Genomic DNA, 20,571 nt, shown 5'->3' on the forward strand with positions numbered 1-20,571 from the left:
CGGCCCACCAACCACGAACCACGAGGAGTTGCTGCCAGGTGCGAATTGGTGATGCGTCCGGCCTCCAGGCGCTGCTGGACCTCCAGCACGACGGGATCCGGACCGACGAGGACATCTTCGTGGGCGTGAACCCGGAACAGCCCCACCACCGCGTCTTCGGCGGGCAGGTGCTCGCGCAGTCGATCGTCGCCGCGACCCGCACCGTGGAGCCCGACCGGCCCGTCCACTCCATGCACGGCTACTTCCTGCGGCCGGGCGACGCATCGGAGCCCATCACGTTCGGGGTGCAGCGACTCCGCGACGGTCGCTCGTTCTCGGCGCGGCGGGTCCACGCGTACCAGAAGGGCCAGCCGATCCTCTCCATGATCGCCTCCTTCAACACGGAGTCCGAGGGACTGGAGCACCAGACGCCGATGCCGGAGGGGCTGCCCGGGCCGGAGTCCCTGCCGACGACCGCGGACATTCTGGGGGACATCGACCATCCGGCCGCCCAGGACTGGGCCTTCAACCGGCCCTTCGACATCCGCCATGTGCAGGAGCCCATCTACCTCCACGCGCCAGAAGGCGAGGAGCGCCAGGCCTCGAACGCGGTCTGGATGAAGACGCTCGGGCCGATGCCCGGCGGGCAGGAGCTGCACCGTGCCGCGCTCGCCTTCGGCAGCGACTACACCCTTCTGGAATCGATCCTCCGCCGGCACGGCGTCTCCTGGGTGACCCCGGGGATGAGCGTGGCGAGCCTGGACCATGCCATGTGGTGGCATCGCCCCGTCCGTGTCGACGAGTGGATGCTCTACGTGCAGGAGAGCCCCAGCGCCTCCGGTGCCCGCGGTCTGAGCACGGGCCGGTTCTACCAGGAGGGGCAGCTGGTCGCCTCGGTCGCTCAAGAGGGCATGGTGCGGCTGCCGGAGTACCGCGAGACCAGCGTGCTGGAGCGTGCCAGGCTCTCAGTCGCCAAGGCTGCAGTGCGGAGACTGGACAAGCGCCGGCGCTGATCCGCCGGCACGGGGACGGCAGACGGGAAGGGCCAGCACCGAGGCGGTGCTGGCCCTTCCCGTCGACGGCGCGGGGCGCCGTGAGCTCTGCTAGTCGCGCGTCAGGCGGCGGTGGGTGACGCGGTGCGGCTTGGCCGCATCGGCCCCGAGGCGCTCGACCTTGTTGGCTTCGTAGGAGTCGAAGTTGCCCTCGAACCAGTACCAGTCAGCCGGGTTCTCGTCCGTGCCCTCGAACGCGAGGATGTGCGTGGCCACGCGGTCGAGGAACCACCGGTCGTGGGAAACGACCACGGCGCAGCCGGGGAACTCCAGCAACGCATTCTCCAACGACGAGAGCGTCTCGACGTCGAGATCGTTGGTCGGCTCGTCGAGGAGCAGGAGGTTGCCGCCCTGCTTGAGGGTCAGCGCCAGGTTCAGGCGATTGCGCTCACCGCCGGAGAGGATGCCGGCCGGCTTCTGCTGATCCGGGCCCTTGAAGCCGAAGGCGGAGACATAGGCGCGCGAGGGCATCTCGACGTTGCCGACCTGGATGTAGTCGAGGCCGTCGGAGACGACCTCCCAGAGCGTCTTGTTCGGATCGATGCCGGTGCGGTTCTGATCGACGTACGAGATCTTGACCGTGTCGCCGATCTTCAGCTCGCCGCCGTCGAGTTCCTCCATGCCGACGATGGTCTTGAACAGCGTCGACTTGCCGACACCATTCGGCCCGATCACGCCGACGATGCCGTTGCGCGGGAGCGAGAAGGAGAGCCCGTCGATCAGGATCCGATCGCCGAAGCCCTTCCGCAGGTCGCTCGCCTCGATGACCTGATTGCCCAGGCGCGGTCCCGGCGGGATCTGGATCTCCTCGAAGTCCAGCTTCCGGGTGCGCTCGGCCTCGGCCGCCATCTCCTCGTAGCGGGCCAGACGGGCCTTGGACTTGGTCTGTCGGCCCTTGGAGGAGGAGCGGACCCAGTCGAGCTCGTCGGAGAGGCGCTTGGCGAGTTTGGCGTCCTTCTTGCCCTGGACGGCCAGGCGCTCGCGCTTCTTCTCGAGGTAGGTGGAGTAGTTGCCCTCGTAGGGGTACAGCCGGCCGCGGTCGACCTCGCAGATCCACTCCGCGACGTGGTCGAGGAAGTAGCGATCGTGCGTGACGGCCAGGACGGCGCCGGGGTACGACGCCAGGTGCTGCTCGAGCCAGAGGACGGACTCGGCGTCGAGGTGGTTGGTCGGCTCGTCGAGGAGCAGCAGGTCGGGCTTCTGCAGCAGGAGCTTGCACAGCGCGACGCGGCGTCGCTCGCCACCGGAGAGGTGGGTCACGGGAGCGTCGCCCGGCGGGCAGCGCAGCGCATCCATCGCCTGCTCGAGCTGGCTGTCGATGTCCCACGCGTCGGCGGCGTCGATCTCCTCCTGGAGCTTGCCCATCTCCTCCATCAGGGAGTCGAAGTCGGCGTCCGGCTGCGCCATCTCCTCGGAGATCTGGTTGAACCGGGTGATCTTCCCGTAGATCTCGCCCACGCCCTCCTGGACGTTCCCGAGGACCGTCTTCTCCTCGTTCAGCGGCGGTTCCTGCAGGAGGATGCCCACGCTGTAGCCGGGAGACAGGCGCGCCTCGCCGTTGGACGGCGTGTCCAGGCCGGCCATGATCTTCAGGATGGTCGACTTGCCGGCTCCGTTCGGGCCGACGACGCCGATCTTGGCGCCGGGGTAGAACGACATGGTGACGTCGTCCAGAATGAGTTTGTCGCCAACGGCCTTGCGAGCCTTGGTCATGGTGTAGATAAATTCGGCCATACCCCAAGGCTAGTCGGTGCCTCCCCAGAGTTCATATCGCGGGACGCACCGCATCGGCGCGCCCCGCGAGGCAACCGGTGCGCCCCCAGGGGATCCGGCCGCCGCACGCCAGTGCGAGCCGGGCGGCGGCCGAACCACGGCGGTGCCTCCTCAGGCGACGAGCGGCCGGTCCTGCCGCCATGCGCTCCCTTCGTCGCGGACGCCGCCCCCGCCGCTGTCGGGGTCCGCCGTTGCGGCGTCGCCGTCGGCTCCGTCGCCGTCGTCACACCGTCCGGTCCCCGAGGCAGCCGTCGGCTCTCCCTCGTGCGCCCCGGAGAGCCGGGCCGCCTCCCCCGCTCCCCGGCTGGTCTCGTCGGGGGCGAACGCCGGATCCGGCCCGACGCCGAAGTCCCGGCCGGACGTACCGGCGGCCCCATCGGCGCTGGCAGAGGCCGATTCGCCCGGCTCGGCGTGCACGCCCTTGAAGAAGGTCGTGTGCCCGGCGACCAGATCGTGCCCGACGTGGTCGGCCTCGAGGCTCGTGAAGTAGACCCAGTCCGGGTTCTGCTCGTCTCCCTTGTTGAACCGCGAATTCCGGAGCCGGCCATGGACCACCACGGGGTGGCCCTTGCGGAGGGCCGCGTGAGCATTCACTGCAAGGTTGCGGAAGGCGACGACCCGATGCCAGTTCGTGTGCCCGTCCTCCCACTTCCCGCTCTCGACGTTGAAGCGTCGCTCGGTGGAGCCGACGCTGAATCGCGTCACGGGTGTACCGCTCTTGTTGCTGTAGGTGGGATCCGCGCCGAGGTTGCCGCTGATCGTGATGTAGTCGCTCATGTCCCTCTCCTGTCTCCTCCACGCACCCGTCGGGTGCTCTGGCCTGCAAGCGCCCTTCCTGAGAAGGGCGCCCGCTGCCTCAAGTCTCGGAGGGGAAGCAAAGCGGGCCGATTCGGCCCGCGGGGAGTGTGGAGGACTCCGTGTCGCCGCACGGGCTGTGGAGGAGGACTCGGCGACGTTCCACCAGGTCCGGGTGGCTCCGAGCCTCTGCCGGAATGACGAGAACGGCCCGCCGGCGCCGACGGACTCGGTGCTGACTGGGCCGTTGTGGTGCCCCCGGCGCGACTCGAACGCGCGACCGGCAGATTAGAAGGCTGCTGCTCTATCCAACTGAGCTACGGAGGCTGGTGAGCCGGTGCGGTCCCCACAGCCGAGTTCGGCCGGCGGGACACGGCCCGGCCGCGTACGCCGTCTATTCTAACGGTTCGCACCGAGGGGGCCGCATCGCCGAGGACTCCGGCACGTCAAGTCGCGGCGCGGTGGGAAGGATCTCATGGCGGCGGCTTCACCGGCGGCCCACGCCGCGTTCACGCATTGGTAACCTAGTACCAGACACCCGTCGGCGCGCCACCGCGCGCCCGCACCCGGACCGCTGCATCGGACCGCCCGATCCCGCCCGGCCCGGAATTCCTCGATCTTCCCACTCGCCGCTCGCGCTGCCGAGCGCGCTCGAAACACCTCAAGGAGTTGCGCCTCTCTATGACCGCTGTTGCATCTGAACCGATGACCCTGTGGGATCGCCGATACGAGGAGCACATCCTGCCGGTGAACCGCATCCTGGACGAGACCCAGGCCCTGCGCCCGGAGTCCTCGGTCAGCTACGTCGATCCGGTGCACGACGCCGACCAGGCCAAGATCGTCTCCTTGTTCTCCAACGTCGGGACCGCCGACGCGTCGGGCTTCATCTCCGCCGGTGAACCCGACGCGATTACGCGCCTCCTGGGCCTCCAGTGGCAGCTGGGCCTGCGGCCGGAGTACATCATGCCGTGGAACGTCCACCCCTGGCACACGCCGGGCGAAGCCAATGGTCGTCTCCAGCCCGCACAGATCACCTCTGGCCTGAAGCCGCTGCTGCGCATGCTGAAGGTGGTCCCCCGGGCCTCCGTGATCGTCGCCCACGGCACCGAGGCGCACCGACTCGTCGAGCAGCTGCTGAAGACCGAGAACCCGCTGCTGTGGCGACGGGGCTTCAAGGTCTACAAGGTCAAGTCGCTCGGCGGCCGTGCCTTCGCTGGTTCGCCCGAGCGCCAGCACGCCCATCTCGAGGAGATCCGCGCGGCGTACGCCGATGCGATGGCCCGGACGGGCATCGCCCCCACGCGCTGACGGCGCAGCGGCACGCCCTGAGGAGCCACGGCTCGGGCGTCGCCGACCGCGACGGAGAGCATGACGGCGGCGCGCCGCCCACCGGCCCTGCGGGGCTGCTGTGGGCGGCGCGCCGCCGTTTTTCATGGCCCGCCGAAGCTCCGGCTGGGTTCTACTCCCGTGGGGGCGGGCCTGCTTCCCCGCGGCCGGACGCGGTGCTGCCGGCCCGCACGCCGCGCTGGGTCCACCGGTCGACGATCGACGCCCGCAGGGGCACGAACAGGGTCGCCGTCTTGGGGTCCACGAGCATGATGTACGCCAGATACAGGACCCCGACGAGGCCGGCGGTGATCTGGACCGGCAGCGGTTCGATCCACTGCGCCACGCTGAGCTGCTCGATGGCCACGAGGAGCACCAGCACCATCGAGACGACGTACCAGGCGATGCCGAGCAGGTCGCCGTACCGACGGTGGGCCGCGAACAGCGGCACCAGCCACAGCAGGTACCAGGGCTGGATGACCGGCGCCAGCAGGGCGGCCGCGCTGAGGGCGAGGGCGCATCCGAGGACTGCATCCGAGGCGCGGATCCGGAACGCCCACCACACCGTCAAGGCGATGGAGAGCACCCGGAAGGCCGAGTACACGACGCCGGCCACGAGGGTCGAGTCCGCGCCGAACCACGACGCGACCCACCCGACGAACAGGCCGAGCACGCCGACGGGTGCGTAGGGGAAGGCCGCCGTGCCGGCGGTGGCCATGGCCGAGATCCAGCCGAACCAGAGCCCCGACACGGCACCGAAGGCCGCCAGCGTCAGTCCCGCGACGAGACCGACGCCGATCCACGCGCGGAACTTCCGCCCGAGGCCCGGCTCCGGCAGGTCCGACTGCGCCGGCCGACGCAGCAGCGCAAGCCCCACGAAGGGAAGGGCCAGCACGACGATCGGCTTGATCGCGATCGCCAGACCGACCGCGACAATGCCGAGGACACGCCGGTTTCGATAGATCAGCACGAAGGCCAGCAGCGTTCCGCCGATCATCACCGTGTCGTTGTGCACACCGCCGACCATTGCGACGAGGAAGAACGGGTTGGCGATGCAGATCCACGTGGCCCAGGACGGCGAGACCCCGTGGTCGCGGGCCAGACGCGGCACCGCGTAGAGGCAGACGAGCACTCCCGCGGCGGCGAACAGCCGGAGGACCATCACGCCGACCTCCGGCACTCCCCCCGTCGCGAAATAGGTGGCACGCGCGATCATGAGGAACAGCGGGCCGTAGGGGGAGGGTGATTCGGACCAGAGGCTGTCGGAGCCCTCGGCGTACCACCCCGGTAGTTGCGAGACCCAGTTCTCGTACGGGTTCAGCCCCTGGTGCAGGAGCCTCCCCTGCGCCAGGTACGAGTACACATCGCGGCTGTAGATCGGGAAGGCCAGCATCATCGGTGCCGACCAGGACAGCACGGCGCGGCGGATCACGGTCAGGTCCGCGCTGCCGCTCATGGTGCGCTGCCCGAGTCGGAGCCAGGCGCGGCAGAGCAGCATGAGCCCCAGCGCCAGGAGGACGCTCGCCGCCACCACGACGGCCGGGTCCGCCCGGAGCATGTTCAGCACGGCGGCCCGCGCGAACAGCGAGTCCTGGCTGGTCGCCAGCATCCCGACGCCCCAGGAGCCGACCATGATGAGGATGCTCGCGAGCAGGCCCTGGGCGAGCACCACGTGCACATCGGCCTCGGGGCCGCCCAGGACGCGGCGGAGCACGGGGAGCCGGGAGAGCCGGCTCCGCAGGCGGTCGAGGTGACCCGTGAGGGACGGGAAGGGGACCTGGACGCTGCGCCCCTCCGGCGACAGGGTCGGCGCCATGCTCAGCCCGCTCGCTTCCGCAGGCCGGCGCGCTCGGGCCGACGCAGGGAGCGCCAGAAGTCGACGAAGATCCTGCGGGTGCCCGGATCGACGAACACCAGGTAGGCGATGAACAGCCACGAGAGGCCGGTCGCGAGGTTCTGCAGCCACGGCTTGAGGTCGCCGAGGAACTGCCAGACGAAGAGCTGGTCGGCGACGCCGTACGCGATGAAGAAGGCCACGGTGAAGTACACCCAGACGATCTGCCAGTCGTTGCGGATCCCGCTGGCCGCGAAGAACGGCAGCAGCCAGAGCAGGTACCACGGGTGGATGATCGGCGACAGGACCACGAGGGCTGCGAAGGCGAGGACCGTGCGCTGGATCAGGTGCCCGTGGGAGCCCTTGAACATGAGGAACAGCACGATGGCGACGGAGCCGAGGCGTCCGATGAGCTTCATCGTCGGCAGCACCCACGAGGTATCGAGGCCGAGCGGGCCGAGCGTGCTGTAGAAGAACCCGACCAGCACCCCCAGCGGCGAGTACACGCTGTAGCCCGTGCCGGTGGTGAGCATGACCTCGAGCCAGCCGAGCTCGTAGCCGTTCAGGTAGCCGATGAGGACCATCGAGCCGAGCCCGATGCCGGCGGTATAGAACCAGTAGCGGAACCGGCGCGCCCAGGACGCGCCCGGCCCGGCCCACAGGAGTCCGATGAACGGCAGGAGCACCAGCGTGATGGGCTTGACCCCCATCGAGGCCGTCACCAGCAGCACACCCCTGATCCCGCGGCCGGTGGCGGCGTAGTAGGTGCCGGCGACCGCGAGGCCCGTCATCAGCGAGTCGTTGTGGGCGCTGGCGACGAAGGAGATGAGGAAGAGCGGGTTGGCGACCGTGATCCACGCGGCACGCGCCCCGTTGATGCCGTGCAGGGCGGCGAGCTTCGGCACGTAGACGAGGCAGAGGAGGACGCCGAGGAAGGCCACGAGCCGGAAGAGGAAGATCGCGAGATCGGGATCCTCGCCGGCGATGAGCATCACGACGTGCTCGATGTCCAGGAACAGGACGCCGTAGGGCGTGGTCGATTCCGCCCACATCGTGTCCGTGCCGAGCTGGAACCAGTTGGCGACCGTCGAGATGCCCTGCTGGTAGGGGTCGTGCCCGGCGGCCACGAGGCGGCCCTGCCCGATGTAGGCGAAGACGTCGCGGGAGAAGATCGGGACGCAGGCCAGCAGTGGCACGCCCCAGGCGAGGCAGGCCTTCCAGACCGTGCGCAGGGAGCCCTCCGGCCAGCCGTCGAGCTTCTGACCGAGTCGGAGCCAGGCACGGAAGAGGACCCAGCAGCCCAGGGTCATGACCGCCGTCGTCGTGACGACACCCCACTCGGTGGTCCGCAGGTTGATCAGCAGCTGGAGGCGGTTCAGCGGGGAGACGGACGCCAGCCAGCCGACGCCGAGCGACCCGAAGACGACCATGAGCGAGCCGATGGCACCCTCGACGAGGGTGCGATTGACCCGGTCGGTCCCGGCCGTCGCGGGAGCAGGCGGTGCGGTCGGGTTCACGCGGGCAGTCCTTCGGTCGTCACGGTGGTTCGCGGAGGCGGGCACAACCGCGGTGCCACGCAGGTGCGCGCCGCCGTGGCCGGACGCCGGGGGCGCCTCGCGGCGGGGTGCCCCGACGGGCCGGAGTGCGCGCCGGTCGGATCGCGGCAATGCGGTCGAACTGGGCCTGATCCTAGCACCGGGCACCCTGCGATCCGGGGTCTTCGGCCCGCTTCCAGGCGCGTTGTTGCGACCGTCACGCGGGCTCTGCGCCTAGGGTGGGGAGGACACCGCACCGCCTTCGCGCACTGCCTCCAGGGGGAGATCCATGGGCCGCCACGCCGCCAGCGACTCGACGCCGCCCCCCGCTCCCGGGCGCGGCTCCGGCCCTCTCGCCGTCCTCGGCTGGGGCGTTCTAACCGCCGTCGTGGTCGCCGTCGGGGGCCCGTTCGTGGGACTCAGCCTGCCGCAGGCCCTGACCGCCGGTACGACGGCGCTGGTCGCCTTCGGCGTGGTGGGCGCGCTCATGGCGCTGGGCGGACCGGCCCGAAGGTAACGCGTCGGAGGCCTCGGGTAGATTGGCCCCGTGCCTATTACTGCTGAGAAAATTGTCTGGATCGACTGCGAGATGACGGGGCTCAGCCTCACCGAGGACGCCCTCATCGAGGTCGCGGTCCTCGTCACCGACGCCGAGCTGAACGTGCTCGGCGACGGGGTGGACGTCGTCATCAGGCCGGAGCCTGCCGCACTGGCCCAGATGAACGACTTCGTCCGTCGGATGCACACCGACTCGGGACTGCTGGAAGTCCTGGACCGCGGCGTCACCATGGCGGAGGCTCAGCGGCAGGTCCTGGACTACATCCGTGAGTGGGTCCCCTCGCCCGGCAAGGCACCGCTGGCCGGCAACTCCGTGGGCACCGACCGCAATTTCCTGGCCCGCGACATGCCGGAGGTCATCGAGCACCTGCACTACCGGATCATCGACGTCTCGACCATCAAGGAGCTCTCGCGACGCTGGTACCCCAAGGCGTTCTTCCAGGCCCCGGCGAAGACCGGCGGTCACCGCGCCCTCGGGGACATCCAGGACTCGATCGAGGAGCTGCGCTACTATCGGGCGGCCGTCATGGTCCCCCCGCCCGGCCCGGAGAGCAAGGCCGCCCAGAAGATCGCCCAGCGGATCGTGGCCGAACGTGCCACCCGCGAGGCCGCCGTCGAGCTCGAGGGCCCCTCCGGCGTTTGACCTCGGCCTACCCAGGGGCTGTGGCGCACGGCACACCCCTCCGATTAGGGCGCGGGCACCGGTTTGTGTGTAAGATAGTGTGCGTTGCCCGGACGGAGCGCGGTGAAATACTGCCCCGTCGAGGCGACTCTCACTCGGTTGGAACGGCCCTCGGGCCAGACTTCCCGGTGCAATGGTGGGTATAGCTCAGTCGGTAGAGCGTCTGGTTGTGGTCCAGAAGGTCGCGGGTTCAAGCCCCGTTACTCACCCCGAAGTTGCCGCCCCGGTCTGACCGGGGCGGCTTTCTTTTTGGCAGGAAGGACAGGCCCATGGCGATTCTCCCCATCGTGATCTACGGCGAGGACAGCCTGCACCGCCGGGCGCAGGAGGTCACCGAGTTCGACGACGACCTCCGCCGTCTCATCGACGACATGTTCGAGACCCAGGACGCCGCCCACGGCGTCGGCCTCGCGGCGCCCCAGGTCGGCGTCGGGCTCCGCCTGTTCACCTACGAGTACGCGAACGACGACGGCGTCCCGCCCCGCGGCGTGATCGTCAACCCTCGCCTCACCCTTTCCAAGGTCTCCCAGGCCAAGCCCGACCCGGACGACGAGGGCGAGGGGTGCCTGTCCGCCCCCGGCCTGTCCTTCCCGCTCAAGCGTGCGGAGTTCGCCCGCGTCGAGGGCTTCGACGGCCACGGCGAGCCGATCTCCTTCGATGCGACGGGGTGGTTCGCACGCGTCATGCAGCACGAGTACGACCACCTGGACGGCCTCCTGTATGTCGACCGGCTCGACGACCGCTGGGCGCGGCGGTGGAAGAAGGCGAAGAAGGACCTCGAGTGGGGAGTCCCCGGCAACAGCTGGCTTCCGGGCACGGATCCCGACCCGTTCGGCCACTGACGCCCTCCCCGCGACCGGAGGCCTGCGCAGGACACGGGACGTCGAAGACCGAGACGGCGGCCGGCGACCTCCGAGATGGGGGTCGCCGGCCGCCGTACGTGGCCCATCCCCGGGGTCAGGGGCCGGGGACGGCCACGAGCGGGGTGCCCGTCAGACGGGCTGCCCGGCGAGCTGGACCGCCTCCGCGGCCGAGGGCTGCTCGGCCACGGCCGGGAAGGCCTGCGGGTGCGTGCCGGCGAGCTCCTCGATTACCCGGATCACCTGGCACGAGTAGCCGAACTCGTTATCGTACCACACATAGACCACGGCATTCTTGCCGCTGGCGATGGTCGCCAGCCCGTCGACGATGCCGGCGCGGCGCGAGCCGATGAAGTCGGTCGAGACCACCTCCGGCGAGTCGATGTAGTCGATCTGCTTGTGCAGCGCGCTGTTGAGCGACATCTGCCGTAGGTAGGTGTTGATGTCCTCCTTGGTGGCCTCGCGCTCCAGGTTGAGGTTGAGGATCGCCATGGAGACGTCCGGGGTGGGGACGCGGATGGCGTTGCCCGTGAGCTTGCCCTCGAACTCCGGGAGGGCCTTGGAGACGGCCTTCGCGGCACCGGTCTCCGTGATGACCATGTTCAGGGCCGCCGAGCGGCCGCGACGGTCGCCCTTGTGGAAGTTGTCGATGAGGTTTTGGTCGTTCGTGAACGAGTGGACCGTCTCGACGTGGCCATGGACGACGCCGAATTCGTCGTTCAGGGCCTTGAGGACCGGCGTGATGGCATTCGTGGTGCACGAGGCGGCGGAGACGATCGTGTCGTCGGCCGCGATGTCGCCGTGGTTGATGCCGTGGACGATGTTCTTCACGTCGCCCTTGCCCGGCGCCGTCAGCAGGACGCGGCCGACGCCCTTGGCCTGCAGGTGCTGGGACAGGCCCTCGCGGTCGCGCCAGCGTCCGGTGTTATCCACGACGATCGCCTTGTCGATGCCGTACTGGGTGTAGTCGACCGTGGTCGGGTCGTTCGAGTACACGACCTGGATGAGCGTGCCGTTCGCGAGGATGGTGTTGTTCTCCTCGTCGACCGTGATCGAGCCGTCGAAGGGGCCGTGGACCGAGTCGCGGCGCAGCAGCGAGGCCCGCTTGACGAGGTCGGACTCGGAGCCCTTGCGGACCACGATCGCCCGCAGGCGGAGGCCGTAGCCGCCGCGCTCGATGAGGATGCGGGCCAGGAGCCGGCCGATGCGGCCGAAGCCGTAGAGGACGACGTCGGTCGGCTCGGCGTCCGTGGCTCCCGCGGCGCCGACCTTGTCGCCGAACTCCTCCTTGAGGAACTCCGAGAGGCCGCGGCCCCCGCCCGCGTCGCGGTACTTGCGCGCCAGGCGGGCGATATCGACGGCTGCGGCGCCCAGATTCAGGCCGTCCATGGCCTGCAGGATCGGGAATGTCTGGTCCAGCGGGAGCTCGGTGCCGTCGTTGTGACGTGCGATGCGGTGGGCCTTGAGGATATCGACGGCCGACTTGTTGATCAGCTTGCGTCCGTAGATCGACGTCACCACGTTGTTACGGCGGTAGAGACGCCCGATCAGCGGGATCATGGCCTCGGCGAGTTCTTCGCGGCTGCTCCACTCGGCTAGCGCCGCGGTCGACTGCTGGGTCACTGAAAGTCCTTCCTTGACCGGCCCACGGGATCCCTCTTGGCCGGTCGGCACCGTGAAAGCACCATTGCAGATACGGTTCCGGGGGTGAGGATCCTCCCCCGCGAGGCCTCGTTGCCTCTGCCTCCATTCTAGAGACCACCGACGAGCCGGCGAATCCCGCGGGCGTGAGGCTGATCACACCGCACCCCGGGTGGCACCAGGGGCGTAGACTGGACCGCTGGACGGGATGACCGGACGATCGCGTGCTCCGGCACGAGGAACGTCCGGGCTCCACAGGACAGGGTGGTGGGTAACGCCCACTCGGGGTGACCCGCAGGCCAGTGCCACAGAGAACAGACCGCCCGCCGTTCGCGGCGGGTAAGGGTGAAACGGTGGTGTAAGAGACCACCAGCGGCCCGGGCGACCGGGCCGGCTCGGTAAACCCCACCCGGAGCAAGGCCAGACAGGCTGCGCATGAGGCTGTCCGCCCAGCAGCCGGGTAGGCCGCTCGAGCGCATCGGCAACGGTGCGCCTAGATGGATGATCGTCACCTGCCAGTCGGGCAACCGCGGCAGGCACAGAACCCGGCGTACAGGTCATCCCGTCCACCTCCCCCACCGCGCGTCTCGGCTTGGCCCGCTCCCCCGCGGAGGCTCTACGATGCTCCGGTGCTCATTCTTCTCCCGCCGTCCGAGGGCAAGCGCGCCGCCCTGACCGACCGTGGCTTCGATCCCGCGTCCCTCTCGTTCCCCGCCCTGGCCGACGACCGGCGCCGCGTCCTCGACGCCCTCGTCGAGGCCTCGCATCGCGAGGACGCCCACGAGGTGCTCGGCGTCGGCGCGTCCCTGGCCGAGGAGATCGAGCGGAACCGCCGGCTGCACCACGAGCCGGCCGGCCCCGCCCACGCCGTCTACACGGGCGTGCTCTACGAGGCCCTCGGCTACCCGACGCTGGCGCCGCCCGAGCAGGACGCCGCGGACCGGTCCATCGTCGTCGTCAGCGCTCTCTGGGGCGCCGTCGGATTCGCTGACCCGATCCCGGCCTACCGGCTGTCCATGTCCGTGAAACTCCCGGAGCTCGGCAAGCTCGCCGCCTGGTGGAAGCCCCGCCTCACCGCCGCGCTGGCAGCCCGGACCGAGAACGAGCTGGTCGTCGACTGCCGGTCCAGCACCTATGCCGCGGCCTGGGCACCGCCGGCCACCCAGACGGTAGCGGTCTCGGTGGTCCAGATCCGTGCCGGGGCCCGGAAGGTCGTCTCCCACTTCGCCAAGCACACCCGGGGCGAGCTGTCCCGGCACCTCCTGACGCGGGCCGGGGCGACGCCGACGACCCCCGAGGAGCTGCTGGCCGCCGCCGGCGAGAAGTGGGAGGCTGAGCTCACGCCCGCCACCGCCCGGAAGCCGCACCAGCTGGTGATCGTCCTCCCAGAGGACCACTCGTTCGCCACCGGCGCCGCAGCCGGGTAGCCGGCCCGGCCGCAGCACCGCGCACCAGCACAGGCCCCGCGTACCGGGCCCACCGCACAGCCGACCCGAGGAGACCCATGACCGAGCCGCTGACCGCCGCCGCGTCCGCCGTCGCATCCTGGCCCGTGGAGCACGCCTCCGCCATCGTCGTCGCGTCCGACGACGTCCTCGCCCGGGCTGGGGACGCCGACCGCGAGTTCCGGCTCGCGTCCGTGACGAAGCCGCTGGCCGCCTACGCGGTGCTGATCGCCGTCGAGGAGGGGGCGCTGGAACTCGACCAGCCCGCCGGCCCCGAGGGCGCGACCGTCCGCGACCTGCTGGCGCACACGGCCGGCTACGACTTCTCCGAGCGCACGGTGCGGGCCGCCCCGCGGACGCGTCGGATCTACTCCAATGCGGGTTTCGAGGTCCTCGGCGAAACGCTCGAGGCCGCCACGGAGATGCCGTTCGCGGAGTATCTGCACGAGGCAGTGCTCGACCCGCTCGGCATGACCAGGACCCGGCTCGAGGGCTCCCCGGCCGCCGGCGGCGTCTCGACGACCGAGGACCTCGCCCGTTTCGCGGCGGAGCTGCTGGACCCGCGGCTGCTGGCCGAGCAGACGCACCGGGACGCGACCACCGTCCAGTTCCCGGGTCTGGCCGGTGTCCTGCCGGGCTACGGCCGCCAGGCGGACAACGCGTGGGGCCTCGGCCTGGAGATCAAGGCGGAGAAGGACCCCCACTGGACCGGGTCCCGGAACTCGGCCCGCACCTTCGGGCACTTCGGCCAGTCCGGGACCTTCCTGTGGGTGGACCCCGCCGTCGGTGTCGCGTGCGCGGCGCTCGCCGACCGCGACTTCGGCCCGTGGGCGGTCGAGGCCTGGCCCGGCTACTCCGACGGCGTGCTGGCCGCACTCGCGAGCCGCTGAAGCCGCCGGGGCCAGTGAACCGGGCCCGTTGATATGGTTGGTTCGATCGATCGACCTACCCGAGGGAATACGAAGCACATGCGCCCTGTCATCATGCCGATCTACGGCACCCGCCCGGAAGCCATCAAGATGGCCCCGATCGTCAAGGCCCTCGAGGAGTCCGAGCTCTTCGACTCCACGGTGGTCGTCACCGGGCAGCACCGGGAGATGCTCGACCAGGTCAACGAGCTCTTCGGCATCGAGCCGGACGTGGACCTGAAGATCATGCGCCCGAACCAGAGCCTCAGCGGCATCATGACGCGCACCATCGACGGACTGGACGAGCTGTTCAAGCAGGAGAAGCCGGCCGCAGTCATCGTGCAGGGCGACACGACCACGTCCACCGCCGGCGCGATCGCGGCCTTCTATCACGGCATCCCCGTCGTGCACGCCGAGGCCGGCCTGCGCAGCTTCGACATCTTCTCCCCCTTCCCGGAGGAGGCCAACCGCAAGATGACCTCCCAGGTGACGAGCCTGCACCTGGCGCCGACCTCCGTGAGCAAGAAGAACCTGCTCACCGAGAACATCGCGGAGAAGGACATCGTCGTGACCGGCAACTCCGTGATCGACGCCCTCCTGACCACCGTCGAGAAGGAGGTGCCCTTCTCCGACCCGCAGCTGGAGGAGCTGGCAGCCTCCGGGCGCCGTGTCCTGCTGGTCACCACCCACCGCCGCGAGAACCAGGGCGGCGCCATGGAGGGAGTCGGCCGGGCGCTCAAGCGCATCGCCGAGGCCGAGCCGGAGATGACGATCGTGCTTCCGGCGCACAAGAACCCGGTGGTCCGCGAGGCCGTCCTGCCCTCCCTCGAGGGGCTGGACAACGTCGTCGTGACCGAGCCGCTCGCCTACGGCGAGTTCACCCGCATGCTCTCCCTGGCCCACGTGGTCCTGACCGACTCCGGCGGCGTCCAGGAGGAAGCGCCCAGCCTCGGCAAGCCGGTCCTCGTGATGCGCGAGAACACCGAGCGCCCCGAAGCCGTCAGCGCCGGCACAGTGGTGCTCATCGGCACGGACGAGAACCGGATCGTGGACGAGGTCCACCGCCTGCTCCACGACGAGGGGCACTACTCCTCGATGGCCAACGCCGTGAACCCGTACGGCGACGGCCGCGCGGCGGAGCGCACGGTCGCTGCCATCGCGGAGCTCCTCGGCTGCGGGCAGCGCGTCGACGAGTTCAACCAGTAGGACCATCTACAAGGCAGGTCTTTTGTACTTGACGGCACAAAAGGTCTGCCTTGTACTATTCCGGAGAACCGAGGCCCGCACGTGAACTCCGCAACCGATGCCGGTCCGGTGGTCCGCCGCATTGCGATGCTCTCGCTCCACACGTCGCCGCTGGACCAGCCCGGCTCCGGGGACGCCGGCGGCATGAATGTGTACATCGCCCAGCTCTCCGAGCACCTCGGCCGCCTCGGAGTCGAGGTGGACGTCTTCACACGAGTGCCGGCCGCGGCCACGGGTGCGTCCACGGTGACCACGGCTCGCACCGCCCCCGGCGTGGCCGTCCATCACGTCCCGGTCGGCCCGGACACGCTGACGAAGACCTCCCTGGCCGGGCATGCCGGCGAGGTCGGGGACCTGATCGCGTCCTGGTACAGGACCGCTGGATTCGCGCCCGACGTCGTGCACAGCCACTACTGGGTGTCCGGCCTGGCCGGTATGGAGCTGGCGGATGGCTGGGGCGTACCCCTCGTGCACACGATGCACACGATGGCGCGCGTCAAGCTGCGGGACGACGCGACAGCGGTCGAGCCGGCCCGCCGACTGGCGGCGGAGGACGAACTGGCGGCCTCGGCGTCGTCGCTGACAGCCAACACGCCCAGCGAGGTCGATGACCTGGTCTCGCTCTACGGGGCCGACCCGGCACGCGTCGTCCTCGTCCCGCCCGGGGTCGACCACGACGTCTTCACCCCGCACGGCCCCGCCAGCTGGCTCGCGCACGGCCTGTGCGGCTCGAGCGCCCTCCGGGTGGTCTTCGCCGGGCGGATCCAGCGCCTCAAGGGCCCGCACCTGCTGCTGGAGGCCCTGCAGCAGGCCGTGGAGCTGGACCCAGCCGTGCGGTTCGACGTCGCGCTGATCGGCCACCAGTCGGGTCCGGACCACCTCGACCTCGCCGAGTTGCTCCCCGAGGAGTCCGCCCGGCTCCGGGTCAGGCTCGTGCCTCCCCGGCGGCCGGAGGAGCTGGCGCAGTGGTTCCGGGCCGCCGACGTGGCGGCGGTCCCCTCCTACAGCGAATCCTTCGGGCTCGTGGCGGCCGAGGCCCAGGCGTGCGGCACCCCGGTACTGGCCAACGCGGTGGGGGGACTGCGCCACACGGTGGCCGACGGTCGGACGGGATGGCTGATCTCCGGCCAGCGGCCGGAGGACTGGGCCTCCGCGCTCGTGGAGCTGGCCCGGGACCGCGGAACCCTGGCGCCGATGGGCCGGTCCGCCGTCGCCCAGGCCGCCTCCTTCACCTGGGAGACGGCCGCGACCACCACGCTCGAGGCGTACTCCCGCGTCAGCGCGGCACGACCGACCCGGTGAAGTACGGCCGGGAGGCACCGCGCTTGAATCCCGTGAATCCGAGGGCGCCCGGTCCCTCCTCCCTCGCCTCGGCGACGGCGAACTGCACCGTCGCCGGCAGGAAGACGGGGGCGTCGAACTCGATCGACCACGTGTAGCCGTGTTCCACCGGGGCGGTCGTGGCCAGGGCCCGGCCGGCCGAGTACATGCCGTGGGCCAGGTGCCGCTTCATGCCGAGAGCCTTGGCTGTGAGACTGCTCAGATGGATCGGGTTCCAGTCGCCGAGGACCTCCGCGAACCTCCGGCCGGTGTCCGTGGGCAGCCGCCACTGGCCCGTGCGCGTCGGTGCCTCGAACTCCGCCCGGGCCTGCCGCTCGGGCCGCACTGCGCCCGGGGCGTCGACGCCCTTGGCGAGATAGGTGGAGACGCCCCTCCAGACGACGTCGGCCCCCGCGCCACCGTCCGCGCCGGACGCGTCCGCGTGCGGCCCCGGCGCACTGACCTCCGCGACGACGTCCACCTGCGTCCCCGCGAAATGCGGACGCAGGTTCTCCGCCCAGGCCGTGACGGTCAACGCCTCGTCGACGCCGATCTGCCGGCGGTGCTCCCCGCGGTTGCGCAGGTGCACCATGCCGAGCAGCGGCAGCGGGAAGTCGTCGGACACCAGCAGCCCCATCGCCACGGGGAACGCGAGCCCGTGCACGAAGACCGAGGGCAGCGTCTCCCGCAGCGTGTCGCCCATGAGCCGCTGGTAGCGAGCCAGCCCGGAGCGGTCGGCCCGGACCTCCGGGACCCGGTGGGCCACGTGGGGCAGTTCGAGACGGCCGGCGGGGCGTGCCCGTCCACCGGGCAGCGCCGCCGCGGCTGCCGTGCGGAGGGCGGCGGCATAGCTGCGTCCGAGCGACGGCGCCTCGTCGAGGACGGTGATCCGGCGTTCCTCCATGCCGCTCACCGTCCGATCAGGCTCTGGCCGCACACACGGAGGGTCTCGCCGTTGATGCCGGCTGCCGCATCGGAGGCCAGGAAGGCGATGGCCTCCGCCACGTCCACGGGGAGACCGCCCTGCATGAGCGACGGCATCAGCAGCCGGGCCACCGCGCGGGTCGCGACGGGGACCTTCGCCGTCATCTCGGTCTCGATGAAACCGGGCGCCACCGCATTGATTCCCCCGCCGAGTTCCGCGAAGTCGGACGCGGACGCCTCCACCATGCCCATGACCCCGGCCTTGGAGGCCGCGTAGTTGGTCTGCCCCCGGTTGCCCGCGATGCCGCTGGTCGACGCCAGGGACACGATGCGCAGCCCGTCCCGCCCGGCGTCCAGGAAGGCCTCGTTCATGCGCAGCTGGGACTCGATGTTCACGGCGAGGACCGACTTCCACCGCGCCTCGTCCATGTTCGCGAGCAGCTTGTCGCGGGTGATGCCGGCGTTGTGCACCACGATGTCGAGCCCGCCGTGGCGCTCGAGGGCGTGCTCGAGGATCAGATGTCCCGCATCGGCCCGGGTGACGTCGAGCTGCAGCGCGGTCCCGCGCACCTCGTTCGCCACCGAGCTGAGCGCGCCGCCGGCCGCGGGCACGTCCACCGCGACGATGCGGGCGCCGTCGCGGGAGAGGACGCGCGCGATCGCCGCGCCGATCCCCCGGGCGGCGCCGGTCACGACCGCGACCTTCTCGGCCAGCGGCCGGTCCCAGTCCTCGGGCGCCTTGCCCGCGTCGGTGCCGACGGTCAGGAACTGCCCGTCCACGTAGGCGCTCCGGCCCGAGAGCAGGAAGCGCAGGGCGGCCACGGCGCTGGGAGCGTCCGCGCCCACGCCGTCGGTGAGGAGGATCCCGTTCCCGGTGGCTCCCCCGCGCAGCTCGCGGGCGAGCGAGCGCAGCAGTCCCTCGATCCCGCGGCGCGCCGCCGCGACCGCCGGTTCGTCGCGGACGCGGGCGGGACGGGACAGGGTGATCACGCGCCCGCTCGGCGCGAGCTGACGGACCGCCGGGCCGAGTTCAAGCGCGACGTCGGCGAGGTCGCCGGGGTGCGCCACGTCGTCGTACGCGACGACGACCGCGCCCAGACGACGGCCCTGCGGCTGGTGCCGGTAGACGTCGAGCCCCCAGGCGAGGAGCTGCTCGGCGACCGGATCGGCGCTGGCGCCGGACCCGAGGACTAGCACGGGTCCGGGGACGAGCGGCTCACCGGGGCTGAAGCGGCGCAGCTCGGCCGGACGCGGCAGCCCGAGTCGCTTGGCCACCTCCCGGGCGGGACCGGTGTTGACGAGCTTCTGGTACTGGTTGGTCATCTAGCGTGCCTCCAGAATCGCGACGACGCCCTGGCCGCCGGCCGCGCAGACGGAGATCAGGCCGCGGCCCGAGCCCTTCTCGTGGAGGAGCTTGGCCAGCGTCGCGACGATGCGCCCGCCGGTGGCGGCGAACGGGTGTCCGGCGGCCAGCGACGAGCCGGCGACGTTGAGCCGGCTGCGGTCGATCGACCCCAGCGCCCCGTCGAGGCCCAGCTTGTTGCGGCAGAAGTCCTCGTCCTCCCACGCGGCGAGCGTGGAGAGCACCGTGCCGGCGAAGGCCTCGTGGATCTCGTAGAAGTCGAAGTCCTGCAGCGTGAGGCCGTTGCGCTCGAGCAGTCGCGGCACGGCGTACGCCGGCGCCATCAGGAGGCCCTCGCGGCCGTGGACGAAGTCGACCGCGCCGGCCTCGAAGTCGACGAAGTTGGCCAGCATCGGCAGGTCGTGCTCGCGGGCGTACTCCTCGGAGCCCAGCAGGACGGCCGAGGCGCCGTCCGTCAGCGGCGTCGAGTTGCCCGCGGTCATGGTCGCCTTGGAGCCGAGGTCCTTGCCGAACGCGGGCTTGAGGCCGCCGAGCTTCTCCAGGGTGGTGTCCGGGCGGAGGTTGTTGTCCCGCGCGAGGCCCCGGTACTCCGTGATCAGGTCGTCGAAGAAGTGCCGTTCGTAGGCGGCGGCCAGGTTCTTGTGGCTGGCGAGGGCCAGTTCGTCCTGGGCCTCCCGTGTGATGCCCCACGCGGCCGTGGTCAGGGCCTGGTGCTCGCCCATCGACAGTCCGGTGCGCGGCTCGCCCGTGCCCGGGGCGTTCGGCGCCAAGTCCTTGGGGCGGAATTTGGACAGCGCGGCGAGCCGCTGCTTGCCCGTGCGTGCGCGGGAGAGCTCGAGCAGGACCCGGCGGAGCCCCTCGCTCACGGCGATGGGGGCGTCGGAGGTGGTGTCGACGCCGCCGCCGATGGCGGAGTCCAGCTGGCCGAGCTTGATCTTGTTGGCGAGCGAGCCGATGGCCTCCATGCCGGTGGCGCAGGCCATCTGGACGTCGTACGCCGGAGTGGCCGGGTCCAGTGCCGTGCCGAGCACCGCCTCGCGGACGAGGTTGAAGTCGCGGGAGTGCTTGAGGACGGCACCGGCGGCGACTGCCCCGATCCGCTCCCCCTGTAGGCCGAAGCGGGCCACGAGTCCGTCCAGGGCGGCCGTGAGCATGTCCTGGTTCGAGGCGTCGGCATACTTGCCGTTCGCCCGGGCGAACGGGATGCGGTTGCCGCCGATGACGACGGCGTTGCGCACGGTCCTCGCTCCGGCGGCTGGGTTCTGCGATGCGGATGGGGCGCTGCTGGCCATGGTTCCTCCTGCGGTGGAGACTGCGGTTCCGATGCGGGC

General features: G+C 70.6%; 17 protein-coding genes, 2 tRNA genes and 1 other RNA gene. 11 read left to right on the forward strand and 9 right to left on the reverse strand.

Features of this window, described 5'->3' with window-relative positions; all coding sequences use genetic code 11:
• The first annotated feature begins 38 nt into the window (after positions 1 to 38).
• Positions 39 to 992: an acyl-CoA thioesterase gene (locus ABD784_RS02520; protein ID WP_344879461.1), complete on the forward strand. Its 954-nt coding sequence runs from the start codon at positions 39 to 41 to the stop codon at positions 990 to 992.
• Positions 993 to 1,082: 90 nt separating this feature from the next.
• On the opposite strand, the gene ettA is transcribed toward ABD784_RS02520, so the two are convergent.
• The 3 genes from ettA to ABD784_RS02535 form a co-directional block, all read right to left on the reverse strand.
• Positions 1,083 to 2,765 carry an energy-dependent translational throttle protein EttA gene (gene ettA / locus ABD784_RS02525; protein ID WP_344879463.1) on the reverse strand — a complete coding sequence of 561 codons (1,683 nt, stop codon included), beginning with the start codon at positions 2,763 to 2,765 and terminating at the stop codon, positions 1,083 to 1,085.
• A 150-nt stretch (positions 2,766 to 2,915) separates the two neighbouring features.
• A complete protein-coding gene (locus tag ABD784_RS02530; protein ID WP_344879466.1) occupies positions 2,916 to 3,581 on the reverse strand; it encodes a single-stranded DNA-binding protein in 666 nt (221 codons plus the stop codon).
• A gap of 268 nt (positions 3,582 to 3,849) precedes the next feature.
• Positions 3,850 to 3,926, reverse strand: a tRNA-Arg gene (locus ABD784_RS02535).
• A 354-nt stretch (positions 3,927 to 4,280) separates the two neighbouring features.
• Between ABD784_RS02535 and ABD784_RS02540 the strand changes: the two genes are divergently transcribed.
• Positions 4,281 to 4,907, forward strand: a complete 627-nt coding sequence (locus ABD784_RS02540) for a uracil-DNA glycosylase family protein (protein WP_344879469.1) — start codon at positions 4,281 to 4,283, stop codon at positions 4,905 to 4,907.
• A gap of 151 nt (positions 4,908 to 5,058) precedes the next feature.
• On the opposite strand, the gene mptB (ABD784_RS02545) is transcribed toward ABD784_RS02540, so the two are convergent.
• A complete protein-coding gene (mptB, locus tag ABD784_RS02545; RefSeq protein WP_344879472.1) occupies positions 5,059 to 6,741 on the reverse strand; it encodes a polyprenol phosphomannose-dependent alpha 1,6 mannosyltransferase MptB in 1,683 nt (560 codons plus the stop codon).
• A gap of 2 nt (positions 6,742 to 6,743) precedes the next feature.
• The gene (gene mptB / locus ABD784_RS02550; RefSeq protein ID WP_425582905.1) at positions 6,744 to 8,321 is read right to left on the reverse strand and encodes a polyprenol phosphomannose-dependent alpha 1,6 mannosyltransferase MptB; all 1,578 of its coding nucleotides are present in this window, start codon (positions 8,319 to 8,321) and stop codon (positions 6,744 to 6,746) included.
• A gap of 262 nt (positions 8,322 to 8,583) precedes the next feature.
• Here mptB (ABD784_RS02550) and ABD784_RS02555 point away from each other — a divergent pair, with 262 nt between their 5' ends.
• The 4 genes from ABD784_RS02555 (at position 8,584) to def (ending at position 10,376) form a co-directional block, all read left to right on the forward strand.
• Entirely contained in the window at positions 8,584 to 8,811 is a 228-nt protein-coding gene (locus tag ABD784_RS02555) for a hypothetical protein (RefSeq protein WP_344879478.1), read from the forward strand.
• Between the two features lie 30 nt (positions 8,812 to 8,841).
• Positions 8,842 to 9,495, forward strand: coding sequence for an oligoribonuclease (orn, locus tag ABD784_RS02560; RefSeq protein WP_344879481.1), 654 nt, complete (start codon positions 8,842 to 8,844; stop codon positions 9,493 to 9,495).
• Positions 9,496 to 9,670: 175 nt separating this feature from the next.
• Positions 9,671 to 9,743 (forward strand) — tRNA-His (locus tag ABD784_RS02565).
• Positions 9,744 to 9,803: 60 nt separating this feature from the next.
• A complete protein-coding gene (gene def, locus ABD784_RS02570; RefSeq protein WP_344879484.1) occupies positions 9,804 to 10,376 on the forward strand; it encodes a peptide deformylase in 573 nt (190 codons plus the stop codon).
• Positions 10,377 to 10,526: 150 nt separating this feature from the next.
• Here the strand turns inward: def and ABD784_RS02575 are convergent, their stop codons facing one another.
• Entirely contained in the window at positions 10,527 to 12,017 is a 1,491-nt protein-coding gene (locus ABD784_RS02575) for a glyceraldehyde-3-phosphate dehydrogenase (protein WP_344879487.1), read from the reverse strand.
• A 222-nt stretch (positions 12,018 to 12,239) separates the two neighbouring features.
• On the opposite strand from ABD784_RS02575, the gene rnpB reads away from it, so the two are divergent.
• From rnpB to ABD784_RS02600, 5 genes are all read left to right on the forward strand, one after another.
• Positions 12,240 to 12,604, forward strand: an RNA gene (rnpB, locus tag ABD784_RS02580) — RNase P RNA component class A.
• 60 nt (positions 12,605 to 12,664) lie between these two features.
• Positions 12,665 to 13,462: a YaaA family protein gene (locus ABD784_RS02585; protein WP_344879490.1), complete on the forward strand. Its 798-nt coding sequence runs from the start codon at positions 12,665 to 12,667 to the stop codon at positions 13,460 to 13,462.
• Positions 13,463 to 13,539: 77 nt separating this feature from the next.
• A complete protein-coding gene (locus ABD784_RS02590) occupies positions 13,540 to 14,370 on the forward strand; it encodes a serine hydrolase domain-containing protein (RefSeq protein WP_344879493.1) in 831 nt (276 codons plus the stop codon).
• 78 nt (positions 14,371 to 14,448) lie between these two features.
• The gene (gene wecB, locus ABD784_RS02595) at positions 14,449 to 15,594 is read left to right on the forward strand and encodes a non-hydrolyzing UDP-N-acetylglucosamine 2-epimerase (protein WP_344879496.1); all 1,146 of its coding nucleotides are present in this window, start codon (positions 14,449 to 14,451) and stop codon (positions 15,592 to 15,594) included.
• Positions 15,595 to 15,675: 81 nt separating this feature from the next.
• Entirely contained in the window at positions 15,676 to 16,935 is a 1,260-nt protein-coding gene (locus ABD784_RS02600; protein WP_344879499.1) for a glycosyltransferase, read from the forward strand.
• On the opposite strand, the gene ABD784_RS02605 is transcribed toward ABD784_RS02600, so the two are convergent.
• The 3 genes from ABD784_RS02605 to ABD784_RS02615 are packed head-to-tail and all read right to left on the reverse strand — an operon-like array spanning position 16,910 to position 20,532.
• Positions 16,910 to 17,857, reverse strand: coding sequence for a MaoC family dehydratase (locus ABD784_RS02605; RefSeq protein WP_344879503.1), 948 nt, complete (start codon positions 17,855 to 17,857; stop codon positions 16,910 to 16,912). The two genes, ABD784_RS02600 and ABD784_RS02605, sit on opposite strands and share 26 nt — an antisense overlap.
• 5 nt (positions 17,858 to 17,862) lie before the next feature.
• Positions 17,863 to 19,200 carry a 3-oxoacyl-ACP reductase gene (locus tag ABD784_RS02610; RefSeq protein WP_344879506.1) on the reverse strand — a complete coding sequence of 446 codons (1,338 nt, stop codon included), beginning with the start codon at positions 19,198 to 19,200 and terminating at the stop codon, positions 17,863 to 17,865.
• Positions 19,201 to 20,532: an acetyl-CoA C-acetyltransferase gene (locus ABD784_RS02615; RefSeq protein ID WP_344879509.1), complete on the reverse strand. Its 1,332-nt coding sequence runs from the start codon at positions 20,530 to 20,532 to the stop codon at positions 19,201 to 19,203.
• Positions 20,533 to 20,571 lie beyond the last annotated feature (39 nt).

This window comes from Zhihengliuella alba (genome assembly GCF_039538765.1).
GTDB lineage: Bacteria > Actinomycetota > Actinomycetes > Actinomycetales > Micrococcaceae > Zhihengliuella > Zhihengliuella alba.

What these genes read in the sequence shown, in the direction of transcription:
- ettA (WP_344879463.1), bottom strand. Translation starts at nt 2,765, where the DNA reads ATGGCCGAATTTATCTACACCATGACCAAGGCTCGCAAGGCCGTTGGC.
- ABD784_RS02530 (WP_344879466.1), bottom strand. Translation starts at nt 3,581, where the DNA reads ATGAGCGACTACATCACGATCAGCGGCAACCTCGGCGCGGATCCCACC.
- ABD784_RS02540 (WP_344879469.1), top strand. Translation starts at nt 4,281, where the DNA reads ATGACCGCTGTTGCATCTGAACCGATGACCCTGTGGGATCGCCGATAC.
- mptB (WP_344879472.1), bottom strand. Translation starts at nt 6,741, where the DNA reads ATGGCGCCGACCCTGTCGCCGGAGGGGCGCAGCGTCCAGGTCCCCTTC.
- ABD784_RS02555 (WP_344879478.1), top strand. Translation starts at nt 8,584, where the DNA reads ATGGGCCGCCACGCCGCCAGCGACTCGACGCCGCCCCCCGCTCCCGGG.
- def (WP_344879484.1), top strand. Translation starts at nt 9,804, where the DNA reads ATGGCGATTCTCCCCATCGTGATCTACGGCGAGGACAGCCTGCACCGC.
- ABD784_RS02590 (WP_344879493.1), top strand. Translation starts at nt 13,540, where the DNA reads ATGACCGAGCCGCTGACCGCCGCCGCGTCCGCCGTCGCATCCTGGCCC.
- wecB (WP_344879496.1), top strand. Translation starts at nt 14,449, where the DNA reads ATGCGCCCTGTCATCATGCCGATCTACGGCACCCGCCCGGAAGCCATC.
- ABD784_RS02605 (WP_344879503.1), bottom strand. Translation starts at nt 17,857, where the DNA reads ATGGAGGAACGCCGGATCACCGTCCTCGACGAGGCGCCGTCGCTCGGA.
- ABD784_RS02610 (WP_344879506.1), bottom strand. Translation starts at nt 19,200, where the DNA reads ATGACCAACCAGTACCAGAAGCTCGTCAACACCGGTCCCGCCCGGGAG.
- ABD784_RS02615 (WP_344879509.1), bottom strand. Translation starts at nt 20,532, where the DNA reads ATGGCCAGCAGCGCCCCATCCGCATCGCAGAACCCAGCCGCCGGAGCG.